Annotated in this window: 3 protein-coding genes (1 of these 3 only partly in view); all 3 read right to left on the reverse strand. The window is 74.5% G+C overall.

All coding sequences use genetic code 11. The annotated features are described in order from the left end of the window. Positions 1–21,843 carry part of the coding region annotated (locus H537_RS48420; protein ID WP_156902264.1) for an LEPR-XLL domain-containing protein on the reverse strand (this coding region is incomplete at its 3' end). Its footprint begins 17,663 nt before the window's first position, so 21,843 of the 39,506 annotated nt are shown. 9 nt (positions 21,844–21,852) lie between these two features. After that, positions 21,853–22,815, reverse strand: coding sequence for a hypothetical protein (locus H537_RS0139295; protein WP_029002206.1), 963 nt, complete (start codon positions 22,813–22,815; stop codon positions 21,853–21,855). Then, positions 22,802–23,518, reverse strand: a complete 717-nt coding sequence (locus H537_RS48425; RefSeq protein ID WP_051244697.1) for a SapC family protein — start codon at positions 23,516–23,518, stop codon at positions 22,802–22,804. The genes H537_RS0139295 and H537_RS48425 overlap by 14 nt, the downstream gene beginning before the upstream one ends. Positions 23,519–23,537 lie beyond the last annotated feature (19 nt).

Genomic DNA, 23,537 nt, shown 5'->3' on the forward strand with positions numbered 1-23,537 from the left:
GGCGCGGCCCAGGATGCTGCCGGAGAGCGTTTCCAGACGTGCGCTGGACGCACCACCGCCCAGGCCGACCACCAGGTGGTCCAGGCCCAGGTCGCCTGCCAGCTCGCGCAGCGCCAGGCCGCCGCCCACATGGCCGCTCACGGCGCCGCCGTCCTGCAGGTCGATGAGGAAGGGCGTGGCCGCACTGCCCGCGCCCACGTCCAGCACCGTGTTGAATTCCAGCCGCAGCGCCTCGACTCGGCCGCCACCGGCGGTCGCGAGCTGCAGCGCGGAGGCCAGCACCACGGTGCGGGCCTGCACCACGGCCTCCAGCAGCAGCGTGCCGTCCTGGCCGCTGGCGTCGATCTCGATACGGCCGCCATCGCCCTCGGCGCGCATCGCACCGAGGACCGTGAGGCCGGCGCCCAGGCTGCGCAGACGGATGTCGCCGTCCTGGCCGGCGCCGCCGGCCGCGACCCCGTCCACCGCCAGCGCGTCGGCCGAGAGGTTGTCCAGCCAGACCCGGCCGCCGGCCGTGGCCTGCAGGCCGGCCGTGGCGATCGCCAGGCCGCCCACGGGTTGCGTGCCGGGTTCGCCCAGCGGCTCGGCGGCGATGTCGCCGCCGACCTCCAGCACCAGGCGGGAGGCCGCCAGCACCGCGTCCTGCGGTTGCGGGTCCAGCCGCGGCGCGGCCAGGCCGCGCAGGTCGCCGCCCACGCGCAGCGTCGCCGCGCCGGTGGTGCGCACGGCGCTGCGCAAGTCGAGGTCGCCCTCGACGCGCACGTCCAGCGCCGCGCCGCCCAGGTCCAGGGCCACGGCGGCGCCGTCCTGGCGCACGTCCACCACCAGGTCGCCGCCCACGTCCAGCGTCAGCGCCAGGCCGACGGGCAGCGGGCCCGTGATCCACAGCGAGCCGCTGACCTCCAGCGTCAGCGCCTGCAGCGGGGCCGTGAGCGGCCCCAGCTTCGCGTCCCCGGTGATGACCAGCGTGGGCGAGCCCGAGGCCGCCAGCAGCGCCAAGTAGGCGTCGTCGATGGCCACCGCGCCGGCAGCCGGCACGGCGGTCGCGCCGGACTGCGCGCGCGTGCCGCGCGAACCGCTGAAGCCGCGCGCCACGGCGTTGATCACGCCGCTGGCCACCAGGGCCACTTCGCCCACCGTGCCGGTGAGCGCCAGCAGCGCGCTGCCGTCGGCCAGCTCGATGGCCTCGCCGGCCTGCAGCGTCAGGTCCTGGCCGTCGGCCACCGCCAGCGCGGCCTGGCCGCGCAGCGTGCCGCTGCTGCGCACCGTGATGCCGCCGGCCTGCGCCCGCAGCTCGCCCAGCGTCAGGCCGCTCGCGGCGAACCAGCCGTCGCGGTCCGTGACCACCAGGTTGCCCGCGCCGGCGCGGGCCTCCAGGTGGTCGGCCGCCACGTCCAGGGCGTCGATGGCGCCCCCGGCGCGCAGCGACAGGCGGCCGGCCACGATGGCCGGCTCGGCGCCGAGGCCGGCGGCCTGGCGGATCGCGCCGCCGGCGGCCAGGTCCACGGCGCCGGCGCTGCCGGCGCCCGCAACCGGGCCCCCGGCCAGGCTGCCCAGCCACAGGCCGGCCTGCAGCCGGCCGATGACCAGTTCCCCGCCCGCGGCCAACGTGATGCTGCCGCCGTGCGTGGCGATGGTGGCCGTCGCGGCCTGGCGAAGGTCGCGTCCGGCGCGGATCTCGACCGCGCCGCCCGCGAGCGTGCGCAGGTCGCCGCCGAGCAGGATGTCGCCCGTGGCGGCATCCAGCGCGCTCAGGTGCAGGCCGCCAGCACCGGCGGCGACGGCAACGCCGCCGTCCAGCGCCGCGGCGGCGCGGATGTCGAGCACGCCGGTGAGCGTGCCCAGCCACACGCCGCCGTCCGCCCCGGTGCGCAGCCCGGCGCTCTGGCCGTCGAAGAGCAGCCCGTTCACCGCCAGGCCGTTGGCACCGGCCCAGCGCAGCGCCGCCGGCGGCAGCGCGCCGACCACGAGGCCGTCCTGCTCCAGCAGCCGGATGTCGCCGCTGGCGGTGCGCGCCAGCAGCAGGTCGATGAGGGTGCGCAGCCGCGTCGCGTCGGTCGTGCCGCCGATGCCGGTGGCCGCGGACAGCGCCACCGCGGAGCCCGCCAGGTTGAGGTCGGTGCTGTCCGCCGGCAGTGCGCTGCGGATGGCGCCGGCACCGGCGATGACGGCGATCATCGAGCCGCCGGCGCGGTTGCGCAGCGCGCCCGGCCGGGACGGATCGGCCTCGCGGGCGTCCACCTGGCCCAGGATCACGCCCTGGCTGCCGCCGAGGGACTGCAGCCGCACGTTGCCGCCGCCCGAGAGGGCGCGCGCCGACGCGGCCATGGCCAGGTCGCCGGTGCGGGCCTGCAGCAGCAGGTCGCCGCCGCGGCTGTCCACGACGCTGCCGGCCTCCAGGACCAGCGCGCCGCCGGCCTCCAGGCCCAGCGCGGCACCGCCGGCGCTGACGCCCACGCCCGCGGCCACGCGCAGCGCGGCGCCGTCGGCCAGGGTCGCCAGCAGCAGCAGGCCGCCGGCGTGCACCTCGCGCTCCAGCGTCAGCCCGCCGGCGGCCACCTGCAGGACCGCGGCTCCCGCGGCCTGCAGGCCGGACAGGCTCAGGGTCTGCTGCGTGACCGTGCCGCCCAGGGTCGCGTTGCCCCAGGCCGTCGTGCCGATGGCGCCGAGGCGGTCGAAGGTGCCCGACACGGCGCCAACGGCCACTGCCCGGCTGGCCTGCAGCGACACGTCGCCGCCGGCGCGCAGCGCCAGGCGGTCCGCGCCGATCTCCAGCGTCTCCTGGCGGCGGCCGAGCTGGCCCACCGCGCCGGCGGCGTCGATCAGCAGGTCGCCGGCGACGACGTCGTCGCCCGCGTCCTCGCCGGCCTCCATCACGCCGCCGCTGCGTGCCACCAGGGCCACGGTGCCGGCCCCGGCATCCAGCCGGTCCAGCGTGATCGAGCCGGCCGCGATGCGCACGCGGCCCTCGGGCTTCGCGGTGCCCTCGCGCCGGCCCACCTCGATGCTCGCGCCCACGGCCTGCACGAAGCCGGCGCCGGCCTCGATGTCGAGGCTGCCGCTGTGGTGGCGCAGTTGCGAGCCCGCCGACTGGCGCACGCTGCCGCCCGCCAGCAGGTTGAGCGTGCCCTCGCCCATGTCGATGTCGGCGTCCAGGCGCAGGTCGCCCGTGCGCGATTCCAGGCGCAGCTTGCTGGCCGCGTCGGCGGCGATGGCGATGTCGCCCGCCACCACCAGGTCGCCCGAGGCGTCGATCAGCACCTGCGCCTCGCCGTGCAGGTTCAGCGCCTGCAGCACCAGCGCGTCCACGTCATGGATGGAGACGATGGAGCGCAGCGCGGTGTAGGTCGTGGCCTCCAGCGTGTCGGCGTCGATCTGCAGCGCCGCCAGCAGCGTGCCCAGGTTGCGCACGCCACCAAGCTCGCCCGCCTCGCCCGCGACCAGGCGCACGTGGGCGCCCGAGACGTGGACCACGCCGCGGTCCTCGATGCGGTCGGAGGCCAGCACGCTGCCGCTGTCCGCGCGCAGCGCGACGTCGCCGCGCAGCGAGGCCACCTGCGACAGCACCAGGCTGCCGCTGGCCTCGGCCAGGTCGATGTCGCCGGCCGCGCGCACCGTCAGCGTGGCCACGCGCCAGCCGTCGTTGCCGGGCAGCTTCTGGCCGTGCTCGCCCAGGTCCACCAGCAGCGTGCCCGCGTTGCTGCGCACCACGCCGCCGGTGCTGCCCTGCGTGCCCTCGGCCACCAGCACCATGTCGCCGTCGCTGCGCAGCAGCGCCACCCCGGCCGGGCCGCTGCCCTGCGCCAGGATCGAGCCGCCGCTTTCCAGCCGCATGCGGCCGCCGGCGGTGATGCCGCTGAGCAGCAGGTCCTGCTGGTCGCGCACGCGCAGGTCGCCCTCGCTGCGCAGCACCACCTCGCCGGAGCTGCTGACCGCCACCACGCCGCTGGCGTCGATGTTGAGGTCGTCCCAGACCTGCAGCGTGACGCTGAGCACCTGGTGGCGGTCCTCCACCCACTGGCCCTTGCGCACCATCTGCACGCCGTCGGTCGACGCCAGCAGCGGCAGGTCCGCCGGCAGCGCCTCGGTGGCGTCCACCAGGCGCCAGCCGCTGGCGGCGTAGCTGCCTTCGCTGGCGAGGTCGAAGGTCGCGTCCTCACCCACCCACTGGTAGCGCTGGTACTGCACCGACAGGATGTCGCGCGGGCTGGCCGCGGACAGCACGGCGCGCACGTCGGCGCCCTGCTGGTCCAGGTGCGCCGGGTCGATGATCGTGGTGCGCTCGGTCGAGCGGCCGATGCCACCGGCCGAGGACTGCGACACCAGCGTGATGTTGCGGCCCTGCACGTTGAGCCGCTCCTCGCCGCCGGCGGCCGTGCCCGTGGGCAGCTCCAGGTGCGGGAAGATGGCCTTCATCACGTCCGGCGCGATCGGGTACTGCGCACGCGCCAGCAGCGTTGCGGCGTCGGGCAGGCCCGCCTTGCGCAGCTCGGTCTCGGTGAAGCCGGCCTGGCGCAGCTGCTCCAGCACCGCGGCCGGGTCGGCCACGGCGCGCTCGTGGGCGTGGTCCAGGATCACGCCGTAGCGCGCCTCCAGCCGCACGTCGCCATTGCCGGTGGAGTGGATCGACACCGTGTCGTCCTGCCACGCGTCGGGCGTGATCAGGCGCATGTCGCCCGCCGTCTCCTGCAGGTCGATGGTGCCGGCCGCGCGCGCGGCCAGGCCGCCCACGCCCAGCACCGCGCTGTCCACGCGGGCGAAGATCGAGCCCTCGCCGCCGTCGAGCTGCACCTCGGCGCCGAAGACGCGCGAGCTGTAGGCCATGCCCTGGATGCCGTTGAGCGCGTCGATGAACACGTTGCCCGCGCTCACCACGCTGCCGTCCTCGGCGAAGGTGGCGGCCACCACCTGGCCGAGCTTGAGCACGTTCTGCGTGCGGCCCTCGGACTGCAGCACCGTGACGTTGCCGGTGGCCTGCACGTTCAGGCGCCCGCGCGGGTCCTTCACCGTGATCGTGACGTCGCCGTTGGCGCGGATGTCGGGCAGCGCGCCGATGAACTCGACGTTGCCCGCCACTTCCAGCGCGTCCGCCGACAGCGCGATGGGCTTGAAGGTCTCGGGCTGGTCGTCGGCGGCCTCCGCTAGCGGCGTGGCCTCGCCGAAGGCGACGCTGCCGCGCAGCACCAGCTTGCCCACCGTCGTGATGCTCACGCGCGGATCGGACGGGCCCTGCGCCGTCTCGATGGACACCGGCAGGTCCGCCTTGAGCGTGTAGGTGTAGAAGTCCTTGAGGCCCGTGACCGTGGTCTTCTTGGTGGTGATGGTCTTCTTGCGCATCCAGCCGCCACCGGTGGTGGTGGGGCCGTCGATGATGATTTCCTCGTTCTGGAAGGTGCTGTCGAAGTGGTCCAGCGCCTTCTTCGCCAGCCAGGTCGAGCCGTCGGCCTGCTTCCACGGGTTGCTGGCGGTGGCGACCCAGGTGTAGGTCCACTTCGAGGGATCGAAGGGGTTGGCGGCCAGGCTCTGGGCGTCGATGCGGCGCTCGCCGCCGGACAGCGTCTGCAGGTACTTCCACTTCGTGGCGTCGGAGAAGTCCGTCACCGGGAACGCCACCTGGCCGCTGTCGCCGACCCACAGGTAGAGCTGGTTGGTGGCCGCGTCGCGCACCTGCGACTTGTCCTTGACCAGGTCCACCGCGAGGTTGCGCTTCTGCTCGTACTGCACGAACAGGACGTCGCTGCGCGCGAGCTGCAGCGCCAGCTCGGACTCCAGCAGCGGCGTGCCGTCGGTGAAGCGGGTATCGGTGAAGTCGGCCGCCTCGTCGGGCGAGAGCGCGTCCCAGTCGAAGCCCAGCAGGTTGAAGCTTTCCTGCTTGTAGATCTCCAGCCGCGTGCTGGTCTTGGCCTGGCCCTCGGTCCAGACGTAGTAGCGCCCCTGCGCCGGCTGGTAGTAGAGCGGCTCGCCGGCCGCGCGCACGACGGGCGCGTCCACCTGCGTGTAGGTGATGGAGGTGACCTTGCCGTCGGCCGCGGGCGTGGCCACGCCCTGGCGCACGACCTGCGTGACCTGGCCGTCCTTGTAGGTGAAGGTCTCCTGGCGCAGCGTGGTGCTGTCGGTGATCGTGATCACGCCCACGCGGTTCTCGGAGACGTCGATCTCGCCGAGCTCCAGCGCGAAACTGGTCTGGTTGTCGATGACGACCGAGGTGTAGCCGCTGGCCACGCGCAGCCGGCCGTTGCCGGTGCTCAGGATGGTGCCGGTGAGGTTGATCCGGCCGCCCGTGGGCTTGATCGGGTCCAGCGTGATCTTCTTGCCGGCGTAGTCGAAGGCGCCGGTCACCGTCGCCAGCCCGCCCGCGCCGAAGCTGATGCCGGTGCGGATGTTGCCGTTCTCGTCGGTGAAGTTGACCGACTGGTCCGGGTTGAAGCGCTGGTCGATGGTCAGCTCGATGCTGTCCACGCCGCTCTGCACCAGGCCGTCGATGTTGAGGTAGCGGGCGTTGATGTCGATCGCGCCCATCGCGAAGATGGTCGAGGACTTGGCCGGGTCGTTGATGGCGGCCAGCAGCGCCTGCAGCCGCGCGTCGCCGGCGGCCAGGCTCAGCGAGCGCGCGATGCCCGCGTCGTTGAACAGCTGCTGCCCGTAGACGGTGTTGAAGTTCAGGTACTGGCGCGGGTCGCGGCCGGTGTGGAACCAGTCCTCGGTGGACAGGTTGAAGTCGCCCGTGGCCGAGAGGTCGATGGTTCCCGCGCGCAGCTCGCCGGTGACGTTGATGCTGCCGTCCAGGTTGGTCAGCTTGACCTTGCCGTCCTCGTTGACGATGCGGCCGCGGACGGTGATGTCCTGCGGCGACTGCGGCAGGCTCATGTCCTGCAGCGAGGTGTACCAGGACGCCGGGTAGGCGTCCTGCAGGATGCTGATGACGCTCTCGCCGCCCGCGCCGGGCGCGTTCAGCGCCTGGGTGTTGAAGTAGGCCGCGCCGGCGGCCAGCACCACGCGCTTGCCGCCGGCCATCTCGGTGCCGCCGGCCGTGGCGATGCCCAGGTCGTTGACCTCCAGGCCGAAGGGCGTGTTGTTGACGATGCTGATGTCGGCCGAGCCATGGGCCACCATGCGGCCCTGGGCCACCGCGGCCTGCACGCCCGCGCGCGAGCCCTCGTCGGCCTTGACGTTGATGAGGCCGGGCGAAGCCAGGATCGAGGGCAGGCGCAGCGTCAGCACGTCGAAGCTCGCGCGCGCCGACACGGCGCTGGCGCCGCTGCCGCCGGCGACGCTGTCGGCCAGGCCGAGCTTCTGCAGCTGATCGTCGATCTTGTTGAGCAGCGCCTGGTAGCGCGCGATGGCCTCGGTGTTGCCGGCGTGGCTTTCCATCCAGCCCACGACCTTGGCCCGGTCCTCGAACAGCTGGTTGGCGACGTTGCCGTACACCAGCGTGGGCAGCGCCAGGTCCTTGGGCTTGACGACGTAGAAGTCGTCGCTCAGCGCCATGGCGAACACCAGCCCCTTGTCGCTGGCCATCACCGACAGCTCGCGCCAGCCCTGCGACTCGGCATAGGTGGCGGTGCCGGGGTTGAAGGTGAGCGCATCGCCCGTGCGCTGGTACCAGCGGCCGTCGCTGGTGCGCACGGTCGCGCCGGTGGCCACCGTCAGTGAGGTCTCGCCGCCGGCAAGCGCGTGCGTGGGCGTGATCGCCTGCCAGCGGCTGGCGTCGGTGTAGTCCTCCTTCTCCAGGACCAGGCTCTCCTCGCCGTCGCCGCTGACGCCCACGAAGCGGTAGGCCTGGTGCGCCACGCCCTGGGCGTAGGCGCCGGGCACCAGCTCGATGATGGTGCCCGCGCCCACCGCCAGCGCCACGTCCTCCAGGTCCAGCGCGGCGTAGTGGTACTGCTGGCTCTCGTCCAGGCCCAGCGCCGCCTTCTCCTCGGCCGTGAGGTCGGTGCCGACGCGGCTGGGGTCGAGCCGGGTCTCGCCGTTGACCTCGTAGGGCAGCAGCTGCACCACGGTCTTGTAGTTGATGCCGGCCTCGACCTGCGCCTGGCCGCCGACTAGCACCTGGTTGCTGCTGGCAACCTTCTCGTGCCGGATCGAGTCCAGCGGCACGATCACCGGCGTGATCAGCGCCTGGCCCGCGGCGTCGGCGCGCTCGGCGCCGCCGATGCCCGGCTCGGCCAGCAGCGCGATGCTGCCCACCGCGCGCACGCGCGACGTGCCCGCGATCTCGATGCGGTTGTTCTCGTGCACCTCGGCGGTCGCCACCGGCAGGCCCAGGCCCAGCGCGATCAGCGTCAGGTCCGCCTGCGCGGTGGACATCAGCACGTTGGGCGTGCGCGCGCTGTCCTGGCCGGCGTGGAGCTTGACGTCGTTGCCCAGCAGTTCCGCGCCGTCGAGGCGGATCGTGTTGTCCGCGTGCAGGATGGCGTCGGCCTTGGCGCCCGCGCCGCCGACGAAGGACACCGACAGCACGTTGGCGCCGGCGGTCAGGTCCGCGTCGCTGCGCGTGGCCAGCACCAGGTCGCCGCTGAGGTTGCGCAGCCTGGCCGCGCCCACGTCGATGCCCGAGACCATCCACGCGCTCTGGTCGGCCATCGCCAGCGACAGCGCCAGGCCGCCCACCGCGTCGATGCGCACCTTGTCGGTGACGTCGGCCTGGGCGTAGGTCTGGATGGTGAAAGTGCCGGTCTTGCCGGCGGCCGCGGCCACCGTCATCTCGGTGCCGTCGCCGATGCGGACCCGCGAGCCGAAGCGCCGGTCGTCGTAGCCGATGTCGGTGACGGTGCCCAGCGCGGTCAGGCTGGCCAGGCCGGCCGAGCCCGAGCGCAGCGACTCCTCGGTGGCGGAGTAGCGGTTCTTGTCGGCCTGGTTGTCGGCGCGGATGGTGATGGCGCCGGCCACGATCTGGTTCTGGCGGCCGATCACGACGTCGGCGGTGCCCGTCAGCGTGGTCACCATGGCCGCGCCGCTGCCCGCGAGCGCGCCCACGGCCAGGTTGCTGGCGGTGGCGTCGAATTCCTGCGTGCGCGTGGCCCACAGGTCCAGCAGCCCGACCGCGATCTCGGCGCGGTCGCCGATGCCCGCGCGCGTGGTGCCCTCGATCGAGAGCTCGGAATACGCGCCGGCCAGCCCGGCGAACAGGCCGCCGCTGGAGGCGGTGGAGCGCTGGAAGATCTCGTCCTCGGCGCTGGCGCGCAGGCGCAGCACGGAGGCGACCACGCGCACGTCGTCGCCAAGCTCGGCGACGACGCTGCCGGTGTCGGTGCTGCGGACCGAGGACATGCCCATCGACGCGCCCGAGCTCACGCTCAGCGCATCGCTGCGCGCATAGGCCTGCTGCCGGGCCACCGCGACGACCTCGACCGTGCCCGTGAGCGGGTCGGCCAGGATCTCGGTGGTGCTCACCGCCGCGCGCACCGAGGGCGTGAGCAGGTTGACGGCGTCGGTACCGGCGGCCGCGGCGGCGACGAGGCCGAAGCTGGCAGCCGCCGCCAGCACTTCGGCGTTGGCCGTGGACTGGCCTTCGGCATGCACGCGGAGACTGCCCCCGACGCGGATCTCGGTCTTGCCGGCCTCGCTGCCGGCCACCGGCGCGCTGCCACTGCGGTCGATGAAGGCCTGGGTGGAGGTCGCGATGGTGTTGTACGAGTTCGCGCCGCCGCCGGCCAGGCTGCCGCCGATGCTCACGCTCAGCGCCACCGCCACGGCATAGGAGGAGGAATCGATGTGCGCCTGGTCGAGCGCGTCGAGCGTGATGTCGCCGTCGGCGGCCACCAGGGCGCGGTCGATGTAGGCGCTGGTGGTGCTGGCCACCGTGTTCTCGGCCAGCGAGACGCCCAGCGCCAGCGAGCCGCCGGCCAGGCCGAAGGAGGCGGCCACCGACACCGCGAGCACGCTGGAGTCGATGTCCGAGCGGTCGCGGGCGCTCACGGTGATGCCGCCGTCCACGTCCACGCCGGCACCGGTGGTGCCGGCGATGAAGGCTTGGGTCTGCGAGCCCACGCGGTTGACGGTGCTGGCCCCGGCGCCTCCCAGCGCCACGCCCACCGTGCCGCCGGCGATGGCCACCGAGCCCGAGACCACCAGGGCGCGGATGTTCTGCGCCGTGTCGGCCGTCACGCTCAGGTCCAGCGTCGCGGCGCTGCCGGGCAGCGCGGTGATGGAGGAGCGCTCCACCGAAGCCACGATGCGGTTGGCCGCCGCCTGCACCCGCTGCTGCCACTTCCTGGCGTCGGCGTAGTCCTGCGTCAGGATCAGCTCGTCGAGCCGGCCGTCGTGGTCGGCGTCGCCGGCCACCAGCGGGTCGTCGCCGATGTACTCGTAGACCTCGCCGGCGCGCGCGCCCGACGTCGGGCCCAGGCGCACCAGGTCGCCCTTGGCGATGCGCGCCGGGCGGTCGCCGGAGGTGTAGGTGACGGCGCCGTCCCAGGCCGTGGGGTCGTAGCCGATGTAGTTGCGCGCCAGCGCCACGCCGATGGAGGCGCCCACGCCGGCGGTGCCGCCCACGCCCACCCCCAGCGCGGCGGAGACGATCAGCGCGTCGATCCGGTTGGTGGCCTGCGCATCGACGTGCACGTCGCCCGCCGCGCGCAGCGCGCTGTCGTCCACCTGCGCGAGCACGTCGCCCAGGATCACGTTCAGGGCCGAGGCGCCGGCGCCGCTCACGCCCACGCCGGCCGTGCCGGCGAAGCCCGCCGCCACCGAGGCGGCCCAGGCCTTCACGGTGATGGCGGCGTCGGAGGCCGCCTCCACGTCCACGGTGCCGCGCGCATCCAGCGCCGTGCCGTGCAGTCCGGCCAGCACCACGGTGTCGATGACGTTGCGCGCCAGCGAGACGCCCACCGACACCGACACGCCGGCCGTGCCGCCGAAGGAGGCGGCGATGGAGGCCGCGCCGGCATGGGCGTCGATGAGCGAGTCGTCGCTTGCGGCCACGCGCACGTCATCCACGACGATGCGGCTGGGCCGCGCGCCCGGCGCGGCCTCGGTGTCCACGCCGGCATGCACGCGCATGCCGATCTGGTTCTGCGCCCACACGCCGGCGCCGCTGAGGGCCACGCCGGCATTGCCGCCGCCGGCCAGCGCGGCCGAGCCGGCCACCACCAGCGCCTGGATGGTCTGCTGGCTGGTGGCGCGCAGGTCCAGGTCGCCCTGGGCCTGCACGTCGCTGTCGATCACCAGGGCCCGCGTGGTGGCGATGGCGTCCTCGCCCACCGCGCCGAAGCCTTCCTGGCCGATGAGGTTGCGCGCCACGGACACGCCCAGCGACGCGCCCACGCCGTTGTTGCCGCCGGCGGCGATGGCGGCCGACAGCGCGGCGATGCGGCTGGCGATGGCCGCGCTGTTGCGCGCCTCGACCACCACGTCGCCCGCGCCGTGCAGCGTGGCGCCGCGCACCAGGGCGTCGGTGGAGCCCATGACCGAATTGAGCGCCACGGCCCCGGCGCCGGAGACCGCGATGCCGTTCTGGCCGCCCAGGCCCAGGGCCATCGAGGCGGCCACCGCGGTGGCGTTGATGCTCGTGCGCTCGATGGCGGCCCGGCCGTCGCCGCCCAGCACGAGCGTGAAGGCTCGGCCGCTGCCGTCGTGCACCGTCCAGCGCTGCCCGGCCTCCACCACCGAGATGTCCAGCACCGGCGTCACGCGCTCCCACAGCGCGGCCTGCGTGTAGTCGGCCCGGCCGAGGTCGATCTCCTGGTGGTTCTTGCCGATGTAGCGGTACACCGCGCCGGCTTCGCCGCCGGCGGTGTGGCCGTCGGCCACGCGCACGGTGTCGCCCTTCTCCATGCGCTGCGTCTCGGCCGAGACCTGCTGCCAGCGCGCCGTGTTGGTGTAGTCCTCGCGGCCCAGGTCCAGCGTGCGGCCGGTGCCGTCGATGTAGCGGTAGACGTTGCCGGCCAGCGTGCCGCCGGCCACGCCCACCAGGGTGCCCTTCTCGACCTTGGCCGCCTCGGTCTCGCTGCTGAGGTGGTCCCAGTGCAGGCCGTCCGTGCTCTGGTACTTGGCCGTCGCGCGCAGCGTGTCCGCATCAGCCAGCGGCACGCCCAGCGCCCGCAGCGCGGCGTCGATCTTCTTCTGGCTGGCCGCGTCGCTGTAGTCGGTGGCCAGCTGCCAGCGCGCCGTGTTGGCGAAGTTCTCCTTCCACAGCTCGATGTCCTGCTCGGCGGAGACCGCTTCCCAGACGCTGTCGTCGGCGAAGTCGGCGTCGCGCAGGTCGATGGTGGCGCCCGCACCCTTGTACCTGTAGACCTTGCCCACCAGGCTGCTGTCCTGGTAGTTGCTGTCCACGCGCACGGTGCGGCCCTGCTCGACGCGCTGCACCCCGTCGATGGTGCCCAGGTCCACCGTCGTGCCGACGAAGCGGTAGACCTTGCCGGCCTCGCCGCCGTAGCCGTGCAGCGCGTCCACGCGCACGGTGTAGCCCGTGCGCAGCGTCTGCGCCGCGGTCGCGACCTCGCTCCAGGCGCCGTCGCTGCGGTAGTCCTGGCTGCCCAGGTCGCGCGTCTGGCCGTCGGTGCCGGCGTACCTGTAGATGCGGCCGTCGGCGGCGCGCACCTGGTCGCCGCGCACGAGGCGGGTCAGGCCGTCCGTGCTGAGGTAGTCCCAGGACTGGCCCTGGGCGCTGGTGTAGCTGGTCTGGGCCCCGGCATTGGCGGCGGCGTCGAGCATCGCGGCCGTGATGCCGCGGGACTGGAGCTGCGACCAGTCGAAGTCCAGCAGCGCCTGGCCGCCCGAGCGGGCGTTGACCGCCACGTCGCCCTGGCGCGCCGTCAGCTCGGCGTTGCCCACCGTGGCGAGCACGTCGCCGTCGATGCTGTTGAAGGCCAGCGACAGGCCGACCGAGACCGACACCGCGCTCTGGCCGGCCAGCGAGGCCGCGAGCGAGGCGGCGCCGGCCAGGGCGTCGATGGAGCCCTGGTTGCGGGCCTGCACGCTGATGCGGTCCGCCAGCACCGGGCGCGCCGCGCCGCTGCCGCCGACCTCGGCGGCCAGGCTGGCATGGATGCGGTTCTCGGCATACACGCCCGCGGCGCTGACGGAAATCGCGTTCTTGCCGCTGGCGGCCACCGCGGCGGCGCCGGTCCAGACCTCGGCGCTGATGGCGGCGCTGCCCTGGGCATCGACCAGCAGGTCGCCGGCCGCGTCCAGCGACACGCCGTCGAGCCGGGCGCGCGAGGCCGAGGTGCGCGGCGTGTAGCTCAGCAGCCGCCACTGGCTGGCGTCGCCGTAGCTCTGGTTCGCGAGGTCGATACCGTCCTGGCTGCGCAGCGTCTCGCCGATGTACTCGTAGACCTCCGTGGTCAGCACGCCGGTGTCCTTGAGCACGCGCTGGCCGCGGGCCAGCTCGGTGAGCTTGTTGACCTTGTCGAACTGCGAGGCCTTGTAGTCGTAGGACGCGGGGGCCGCCTCGGCGCCGATGACGTTCTTGGCCACCGACACGCCCAGCGCCACCGCGGGCGCGCTCTTGGCGCCCGACAGGGACACGGACGCGGCCACGGTGCGCACGAGGGCGTCGATGGCGCCGCTGTCCGCGACGGTGACGCTCACGTCGCCCTGCTGGCCGGCACTGCCCAGCGTGCGCAGGTCGATCCGGCTGGCGTAGGCGTCGGCCTGGCCGTTGACGAGGTTGAAGGACACGGTGCCGCCGCCGGACACGGCCAGGGCGCTGTCCTTGGGGCTGGCCGACACGGCGACGGCGGTGGCCCTGCCTTCGCTGACGATGCGGGCGCTGCGCTCGGCGCTGATGTGCACGTCGCCGCCGACGAGGGCCTGGCCCTGGCCGTCGGCCGTGCCGCCGAGGAAGGCGGCAACGTCGTTGTCCACCTCGTTGCGCGACATCGAGAAGCCCACCGCGATGGCCTTGGAGCCGCCCTTGAGCGACGCCGCCACCGAGATGGCGCTGGCCGCGACCTTGGAGCGGATGTCCGTGGCGCTGGCGGCGCCGAGGTCCAGGTCGCCGCCGGCCTGCACGCTGGCCGCGTTGGCGATGTAGGCCCGCGTGTCGGCGCTGACCTTGTTCAGCGCCACCACCGGCGCCACCGTGATGCTGTTGGCCTTGTCGTCGCCGAACTCGACGTTCATCGCCAGGGCCGAGTTCTCGATCTCGGCGCGGACATGGCCGGTGGAGTCGGCGCGCGCCTGCACGTCGCCGGCGGCGTCGATGCGCGTGCCGTCGGCCCAGGCCTCGGTCCGCAGCGTCTGCTCGGTGGCCCGGGCGTCGCCGGTGAAGGTGTCGGCGAGGAAGTTCCAGAAGTTGTCGGGGCGGTAGCCGATGGTGTTGAAGGCCAGCGTCACGCCCACCGAGGTGGTGGCCGAGACTTCGCTGTCCACCGCCGCATCCACGAGCGCGTCGTTGGTGGCCAGCAGCCGCACGCTGCCGCCGGCGCTGGTGGCGAGGCTGCCGCCGCGCGCCCAGGCCTGGGCGCCGCCCAGCACGTTGTTGGTCGCCACCACCGCGTTGAGGCCCACGTCGCCGGCCGCGACGCTGCTTTCGGCCGTGGCCTCCAGCGTCGCGGCCTCGACCGCGCGCAGCACCAGGTCGCCGGCCGCGCTGGCCTGTACGCCGTCGAGGTGGGCGTCCACGACGCCGCGCACGTCGTTGCGCACCACCAGGCCGCCGAAGCCCAGGGCCGTGCCCTGCCCGCCCGCGCCCAGCTTGCTGGCCGCGGCGTCCACCAGCTCGCCCATCACCTCGAAGCCGGCCTTGGCCAGCTCCTCCGCGTTCCAGGCCAGCCAGCCGGCGCCCTCGTAGTTCTCGGCGCCCAGGTCCAGCACCTGGGTCGCGGCCGCGGTGCGCAGGTATTTCTGGCCCGCCTGGCCCCAGGTGCGGCGCCACAGCGTGGCGTCGCCGTAGTCCTGCGCTTCCAGGTCCACGTCATGCAGCGGGGCCGGGCCTACGTACTCGTAGGTCACGCCGGCCGTGCCGCCGCCGACGCTGCGCAGCAGCTCCACGCGCTGGCCCGCCTTCACGGTCTCGGGCCGTTCGTTGGAGCGGTAGTCGGCCGCGCTGACCTGCACCACGTGGTTGAACTGGACCTCCTGCAGGCCCGAGCGGTCGGTGTACGTGACGCCGAAGGCCGCGATCTGCTGCGTGGCCGAATCCACCAGGCTCGAACCCAGCGTGGCGGTGGACTCGGGCTCGATCGCGGTCTCGGCCTCGATCGCGGCGGCGTCGCGCGACGCCACGTCCAGGGCGCCGCCCTGCGCCTGCAGTTGCGTGCCGCTGCCCTCGGCGTAGGCGCGCGAGGCGCTGCTGACGAGGTTGCTGCTGAGCACGAAGCCCAGCGCCGCCTTGAAGCTGCCGCCGCTGGTGAAGCTCTGCAGCATGCCGTCGGCCGAGGCGGTCTGGTTGCTGAGCCGGGACGTGATCGCGGACTCGGTGGCCGCGTCGATGACGATGCCGCCGGCGGCCCTGAGCGTGGAGCCGGTGACCGCGGCGCGCGACAGCGCGGGCTGCTCGGTGCCCACCTGGCTGCCCACCAGCGCCTCCTTGCCCAGGGTCGCCAGGCTCTCCAGCTGCCAGCCCACGGTGTTGAAGGCCAGCGTCAGCCCGATGGACGTGCCCTCGGACATCGTCAGGCTGTTGTTGACGGCGCTGATGGTGGCGTTCTCGCGTGCGCGCACCTGCGCGTCGCCCTGCAGCGTGACGACGCTGCTGTCCTGGATGTCGGCGGTGGCCTGCGACAGCACGCTGTTGGTCGCGATCACGGCGTTGGCCGCCAAGCCGCCGCCCTGCAGGCTGCCGGTGGCGGTGGCGGTGCTGTCGATGAAGGCGTCGATGGTGGCCTCGTCGGCGGCCGCCATGGCCAGCGAGCCGCTGCGCAGGTCCACGTTGCGCACCAGCGCCTGGGCCTGGCCGCTGACCACGTTGCGCGACAGCAGCCCGCCGAAGGACACGCCGCCCACGCCCGAGGTGCTGGTGACGACCTGCAGCGTGCCGTCCAGCGTCGGCAGGCCGCGGCGCAGCTGCAGGTTGCCCGCGGTGCGGTCGGCCGCGTCGCGGCCGAAGCCCAGCTTCCAGGCCACGCCGCCGTCCTTGGCCGGCACGCGCTGCACCGTCACGTCCAGGCCGAGCGCGCGCAGGCTGCGGCTGTCCGCGGACCTGGCGTCCAGGACGGCGTCGCGCAGTTGGTCGGCGGTGCTGGCCGCGCTGATGTTCCGGGCGGTGAAGGTCTCGCCGCCGTAGTCGAAGCGCAGGTCGAAGGACTCGCTGGCCGGCAGCTCCGCGAAGCCGAGCTGGTACACGCTGCCCGAGGCGGCGACACCGGTGCGCGCGGTGCCCACCGCGGCCTGCAGCCCGGCGCTGGCGTCGAGAACGCGCAACTGCGCCCGGTCGCCCTCGCGGGCGTACTGCACCGTGTAGGCGGCCGCCGCGCCGTCGCCGGCGCTGACCGTCAGCCCCGGCTCGGCCAGGGCGCTGCGCAGCGCGGCCTGGATCAGCGCCGCCTGGTCCGCGCGCGTGGGCGCGGCACGGCCCTGGTGCACCGTGGACACCTGCATCGCCAGCGGCTGCGCGCCGGCCGGCGCCAGCGCCGCGGCGCGGATCTGGCCGATGTCCCGGCCCTTCATCGCGCCGTCGAGCGTGATGTCGAAGCCCCAGCCGCTGGCGCGGCCGGCCTGGGCCGAGACCCTGACGTTGCCGGCGCCGAACCAGCCCTCCAGCGCCGACTGTAGCTCGGTGGCCTGGGCGCCGGCCTCGTCGGCCAGCGTCAGCGTCAGGTCGGCATGGCCGTCCAGCGACAGCCTGAAGGCGGCACCGGTGGCCGCCTCGGCATTGATCACCGTCAGCCGCTGCTGCTCGGCCTGGGCATGGCCGATGTCCAGCGCCTCGATGTCCGCGGTCTGCACGTCGCCGGCCGCCAGGCGGAAGGTGCCGCCGCCGGCGGGCGGCGCCAAGGTCAGCGCCTGCCGCTCGGTGGTGCCCGTGGGCCCCTCGGAGGCGGCGCCCAGCGACACCCAGGCGTCCGCCTCGCCGATGCGCGCCGGCAGCAGGACCAGCGGCGCGGTGTCCATCACCATGTCCAGCATCGAGCCGAGCACGCCCTCGGTGAAGGACGAGGCCTCGACCTCCTGCCAGAAGCCCTCGTTGCCGTAGTCCTCCTCGCCCAGGTCGAGGGGCGTGGCCGTGCCGCCCATGTAGCGGTAGACCTTGCCGGCGCTGCCGCCGCGGCGGTAGTTGTCCGCCAGGCGCACGCGGTCGCCGAAGCGGACCGTCTGCGTGCCGTCGGCCGTGGTGTAGTCGGCGTCCCGCTCCAGGGCGTCGCTGGCCTGGGTGTTGCGGTTGCCGGTGCTCATCGTGAGCACGTCGTCGGCCTGCACGTTGGGCGCGTTGCGCGCGTCGATGCGCAGCGCGCCGCCCACGCGGGCGCTGCCCTTCACGCCGGCCGCGAGCCCGGCGTCCACCAGCTCGGCCTGCGCCGCGCTGGCCACCAGGTTGGAAGCCATCACCAGGCCCGCCGCAGCGGTGCCGGCGTGGGCCGAGGCGGAGTTGTCCACGCGCGACTGCAGGTCCGCCGCCATGGCGGCGGCGAGGTCGGCATTGCCGGCGATGTCCAGCGTGCTGGTGGCGATGCGCGCGCGCGCGGCCGCGGTGTCCTGGGTGCCGGTGTTGCCCACCAGCGTGTCCAGCGTCTGCTGGCCCAGCCCCGGCGTCTTCCAGCCCAGGCTGTTGTAGGCCAGCACCACGCCGGCGGCGAGCATGTTGCCGTGGGCCGAGGCGGTGTTGACGGCCTCGATGGCGGCGCGGTTGTCCGCGCGCAGCGCCAGGTCGCCCTGGGCGGCGAGGTCGCTGTCGGTGATGGTGGCGCCGGTCTGCGCCAGCACCGCGTTGGTGGCGATCAGGCCGTTGACGGCCAGGCCGCCCGTCATGGGCAGCGTGTCGTTGACCGTGGAGACGGCGCCGGTGAGCACGGAGCGGATGGCGGCGTCGTTGCCCGCCGCCACGCTCACGTCGCCGCCGCCCGTCAGCACCACGTCGTCCAGCGTCGCATTGACGGCCTGCGCCACCTGGTTGCGCACCGCCGTGCCGCCGATGGCGGCCAGGCCGCCGCTGCTGGCCAGGCTCACGGTGGCGTCGATCTCGGCCTCGTCCTCGGCCTTCACCGCCAGGGCGCCGCCCACGCGCAGCGCCAGCGCGCTGGCGCGGCCGGACGCGGCCGGCGTGGCCTGCGCGGCGTTGCCGATCCAGGCCTCGGTGCGGCTGCTGGCACGGTGGGTGGCGGCCACGAAGCCGGCGCCGCCGAAGAAGCCGGCGTCGTTGTCGGCCGCGATGCGGGCCGTCTCGGTGGCGGCCATGGTGGCCTGCACCGTGACGTCGCCGGCCACGTCCAGCGGCGTGCCGACGACCGCGGCCAGCGTGGCCACGGGCTGCTCGGTGCCGAAGTCCGGCCCCATGAGCTGGTCCAGCGTGGTGCCGTCCAGCGACAGCCCGTCCCAGCCCAGGCCGTTGAAGGCGAGCACCTTGCTCACGGCCGCGCCCCCCTTGGCCGAGGCGCGGTTGTCGGCGCTGATGCTGCTGCGGTTGCTCGCGCTGACCGCCAGGTCGCCGGCGCTGTCGATGCGCCCGCCCTGCACCAGCGCCGAGGCACCGCCCAGCACGCTGTTGCTTGCCAGGATGGCGCCCTGCGCCACGAGGCTGGACTTCAGGGCGCTGACGCTGCTGAGCTGTCCGTCGAGCGTGGCCTGGAGCGTGAGGGCCTCGTCGGCGCTCACGGCCACGCCGGCGCCGCTGGTGAGCGTGAAGCGGTCGAGACCGGCCTCGACCTGGTGGCGCGCGTCGTTGCGTGCCGCCAGCAGGCCCGTGGCCGCGAGCTTGCCCGAGCTGTCGAGCGTGCCGTCTGCCTTGAGCACCGAGCCGTCGCGGGCCCGGACCTGCAGCGCGCCGCCCACGTAGGCGGCGTCGCCGCCGTCGGCCGAGCGCTCTGCGCCGGCCTCGATCTGCACCTGGCTGGCGTTCTGCACCAGGGCCGACGCCACACTGGCGCTGCGGCTGGGCGCACCCAGGCTCAGCCGGGCGTCACCCAGCAGCGCCAGCTCGGCCTCCACGGCCAGGCCGCCGCCCACGGCCACCTGGCCGTCGCGCAGCAGGGCCTGCACCTTGAAAGCGTCGGCGGCGTCGGCGGTCGGCGCCAGCAGCGTGTCGATGCTGCCCTGGAGCACGCCGCCTGCGGCGTGGCCGATGCGGTTGTAGGCCAGCGACGTGGGCGTGTTGCCGCTCCAGAAGCCGCCCGACACCGTCATGGCGTTGTCGGCCTTGAGCGTGGCCTTCTCCGCGGCCTTGAGAGCGACGTCGCCGTCGATGGCCAGCGCCGCGCCGTCCAGCTGTGCCTGGACCGCCCCGTTGAGCCAGTTCGTGGCCACCGCGCCGCCGTCGGCCAGCGCGCTCCAGCCGGCGAAGGCGCCGCTCTTCTCGCGCTCGAAGTCCCCGCGGGCCGTGGCCTCGGCCGACGCCGTGTCCAGCGCCTGCACCTGCAGCGCGCCGGCCTCGACCGCGAGCGAGCCGCCGGCCTGCGGGCCCACCCGTGCCAGCAGCGTGCGCGAGAGGTCGTTGAGCACGAGCACGCCGCCGCTGCGGGCGTCGTGGAAGTCCAGCGTGCCAACGCTGGCCTCGATGGCCGAGCCGTCCCCGGCCGTAACCGCCACGCTGCCGTCGGCCTGCACGCGGGTGGTGCGGCGGCTGTCGTCGATGCGGGCGCGCGTCTCGGTGCGCACGCGGTTGCCGGCCACCAGGGCCGCGGCCCCCACGCTCAGCAGTTGCGCCGCCTGGGGATTGCCGGCCGGCGTGCTGCTGGCGCCGGTGCGGGCCTGCAGCGCCAGCGCCGTCTGGGCGTCCAGCGCCACCGAGGCCGCGCCGACCGTGGCGTCGCGCAGCGTCGCCAGCACCTGGAAGGCCGAGCCTGGGTCCTCGGGCTCGCCGCCGCCCAGGTTCGACAGCGCCAGTGCGGCGCCGCCGCCTTCGCGCCAGCCCACCACGTTGCGGGCCAGGGACTCGCCCTGCGCCGCGTCCGACAGCGCCGCGCCGCCGGGTACGGTGGCGGTGAGGCGGCTGGCGGCCCGGGCACCCGCGGCCAGCGGGCCCGACAGCGCCAGCGTCGAGTCGGCGATCTCCAGCGTGACGCCGCCGTTGAGCTGGTTCCAGGCGCGCTGGGCGCCGATGCCCACGTCCTGGGCCAGCACGCCGCCCACGACCGGACCCAGGTCCGCCGCCACGACGCGGGTGCTCAGCACCTGGTCCGCCTTGGCGAAGGCGCGCAGCCGTGCGGCATCGGCCTGCACGCCGTCCAGGCTCACCGACACCGTGGACTCGATCTCGTTGCCGGCCCAAGCGGGGCCGATGGCGGCGGCGCTCTCCAGCGTCGCCGCGTAGCCGCCGCCGGTGGCGGTGTAGCGGGAAGCGTCCTGCGCCAGCACCGACACCACGCCGCCCGCGTGCACGGTGGTGTCGCGCAGCAGCGCCGAAACGGCGGTGCTGCCGCTGTTGAGCGCCAAGCGGCCGGTGCCGTCCACGCTGGAACGCGCCAGCGCCAGCACGTCCAGGCTCGCCACGTCCAGGAACGCGCCATCGGCCGCGGCGGCGACCCGGTCAGCCACCTGGTTGCGCTGCTCGCCCGTGAAGGCCCCGGCCACGTCGCCAGCCACGCCGCCGCTGGCCCGGTCGCCGAGGTAGGCGCTGACCTGCAGGGCGGGCGCGGCGCTGCCCGCGTTGCTGCGCACCGTGGCCAGGCCGCTGCCGTCGCCCACCTGCGCCAGGGCCGCGCGGTCCAGCTCGATGAGCACGCGCACGCTCGACGGGTCGCTGCCGGCGGTCTCCGCGCCCAGCGCGACGATGCCGCGCAGCTGCGTGGTGCCGGTGGCCTCCACCAGCACCTGCGGCACCGCCGCCACGCCGGCCTGTGCCGTGACCAGCACCTGCGCGTTGCCCAGCAGCGCCGCCTCGCTGCGCTGCAGCGCCTCCAGGCGCAGCGTGCCCTGCTCGGCGCCGGAGACCTCCGCCACCAGCCGCACGTCGGTGTCGGCGGTCAGCACCAGGCTGGCGGCCTGGACCGCGCCCGTACTGCCCACCACCGCGCGCGCGTGCGCGTCGGCCACCAGCGCCTGGTCCACCTGCGCCCCGCGCCCCACGCTCTGCAGCTCGACCATCGTGCGCGCTGCCAGCGTCGCCTGGCCCTTGGTGACCAGCGTGCCCAGCACCTCGATGCCGGTCTCGGCCGCGGCCTGGGCCGAGCCTTCGGGCCGCTCGCTGATGCGCGCCTGCGCGGACAGCAGCACGTCGCCGTCGGCGCGCAGGGTCTTGTCCTGCATCACCTCGATGCGCTCGGCCTCCACCGTCAGGCTCGCGGTGCCAAGGTCGGCGTCCTCGAACACCATCCGGTCGCTGCCGCCACCGCCGCGCAGGCCGAGCTGGAAGAAGGGCTTGGCGAAGACCAGGTCGTGCAGTCCGTCGCCGGAGACGCGCATGCGGCCGTCGGCCTCGGTGGTGATGCGCACCAGGTCGTCACCGCTGCCCAGGTCCAGCACCAGGCTGGCCACCTGCTGGTTCAGGCTCAGCAGGTCGCTGTCGGCCGCCGTCAGCAGCGCCGTGTTCTGCTCCGCGCCGCGGCTGAGGTCGATCACCGTGGCCCCGGCCAGGCTGTCCGCCAGGGCCCGGGGCAGCGCCCGCTGGGCGCCGGCCTCCAGCACGATCTGCTCCGCCGCCAGCGGCAGGCCGCCCTCGGCGTCGCGCGTCTCCCGCACCACCGGATCGGCCGACATCAGCACCCGGTCTTCCAGCCGTTCCACGCGGGCGCGCGGGACCCGGTGCAGGCCGTGGCGGGCTTGAAGGGCGCGGAGTCGGTGTTGGACGGTCTTTTTCATGGTGCGCGTTTATTGGTATGGGGCGGCCGGCGCGGCTTGCACGGAGCAAGGCGCCAGCGGGAAGTCTTGGGGGCGGGCGTCGGCGTACAGGGTCAGGAAGCCCTGTCCGTCGGGGCCGGCGCCCGCGGCGAGCCAGCCCAGCTCGCGCGGGCCGATGCCGGCCAGCAGCTTGTCCAGAAGGCCGCGGTCCAGCCCCCAGCGTCCGGCCAGCAAGGCCAGCTCGTGCCGGAGGTCATCGGCACGCAGGCCACTGTCGTGAAGGCGGACGGCACAGGAGGCGCGGGGCGAGCCCTCCTCGTGCGCCAGCAGCAAGGCGGTGTCGAAGCCGGGGCGCGCGCGGGCGAGCGCGCGCTCCAGCGCGGCGGCGGCGCAGGCCAGGGTGGCGCGTACATCGTCCGCGCCGCCGCGGACCCCGTGCAGCAGGGCCACGGCCGCCTCGGGGCGTGCCAGCGGCCAGCGCCAGTAGTCGGTGGTGCGCAGCCGCGCCGCGCCCTCGGCGCCGGGGACCGGCCGCGCGGTGTGCGGGTCCAGCGGCCACTTCCAGCCGCGCATCTGCAGCGCCGGGCGCGCCCGGGCCTCGGCACCGGGGCCGGCCACCGCCACCGGGACCGGCCATTCCAGGTACAGCTTGGCCACCAGCCCGGCACGGCCCTGCTCCACGGACAGGAACACCTGGTGGCCATCCGCCAGGCCGGCCGTGAAGGCCTGCGCCGCCGCCTCGGGCAGCCCCAGGCGCGAGGGCAGCGCCGCCAGCGCCGCGCGCGGCCCGGTGGGCGCCAGGCCCCGCAGCAGCCGGGCGGACTCGGCGCCCGCGGGCGCGAGGCGGCACGACATCTCGAAACCCGTGGGCTCGTGGCCCTGCGCCGCCTCGGCGAAGAGCGCCCACAGCGCATGCCAGCCCGGCGCCAAGCCGGGCGGCCAGGGCCAGGGCGGCAGGTCGGCGCCGCGGCGGCGCAGGTCAGCGCCCGCCATGGGCCCTTTCCGGCGCGGCTTCGAGGCGCTCCATCTGCAGCAGCGAGCCCAGGTGGGCGTAGATCGACCCCAGCCAGCCCTGCCGGCGCAGCGCGAACAGCCGTTCGTCCGACAGCCCGTCCAGGCGCTGCTCGTTGACCACGTAGGCCCCGGCCACCTCCAGCGCCTGGCCGCCGCGCAGCACCCGCACCGTCAGCGGCGTGAACAGGTTGCGCTCGGCCAGCGCGCGCACGAAGGCGTCGGTCTGCCGCTGCAGGCGCCACAGCTCGCCCAGGTGGGCCTGGGCCGCCTCCAGCGCCGCCGTCGGCAGCTCGGCGGCGTCGAACAGCGGCGTGCCCTCGGTATCGGAGAACAGCTCGCTGCCGGCGTCGATGCAGACGGTGAAGCGGTCCGGCCGGTGCGCGCGCGCCAGCGCGAAGGGGTAGGCCCGCACCACCGCCGGGATGTACGAGGCGCACCAGCGCCCCGCCGCGTCCACGAACACGTTCTCCCCCGGCTGCAGGCCCAACAGCGCCATGGGGCGGAAGGTGTCGTTGTCGCGATCCTCGACGAAGACGATGGGGTAGATCGCGCCGGCGCGCACGAGCTCCGGCTGCATCAGCGCCGCCATGTGCAGCCCGGCGGCATGTGCGAAGCCGCTGCCCGCGCGCAGGCGCAGCCGGGCGTGGCGTTGGGCGTTGAGGGCGCAAGGCTGGCGGAACATGTCGGTCGTCTCTCCGGGG

It is taken from the genome of Azohydromonas australica DSM 1124 (assembly GCF_000430725.1).
In the GTDB taxonomy this organism is placed as follows: Bacteria; Pseudomonadota; Gammaproteobacteria; order Burkholderiales; family Burkholderiaceae_C; genus Azohydromonas; species Azohydromonas australica.

Bases quoted from the DNA above. Each gene is read 5' to 3' on its own strand.
- H537_RS0139295 (WP_029002206.1), bottom strand. From the start codon at position 22,815: ATGGCGGGCGCTGACCTGCGCCGCCGCGGCGCCGACCTGCCGCCCTGG.
- H537_RS48425 (WP_051244697.1), bottom strand. From the start codon at position 23,518: ATGTTCCGCCAGCCTTGCGCCCTCAACGCCCAACGCCACGCCCGGCTG.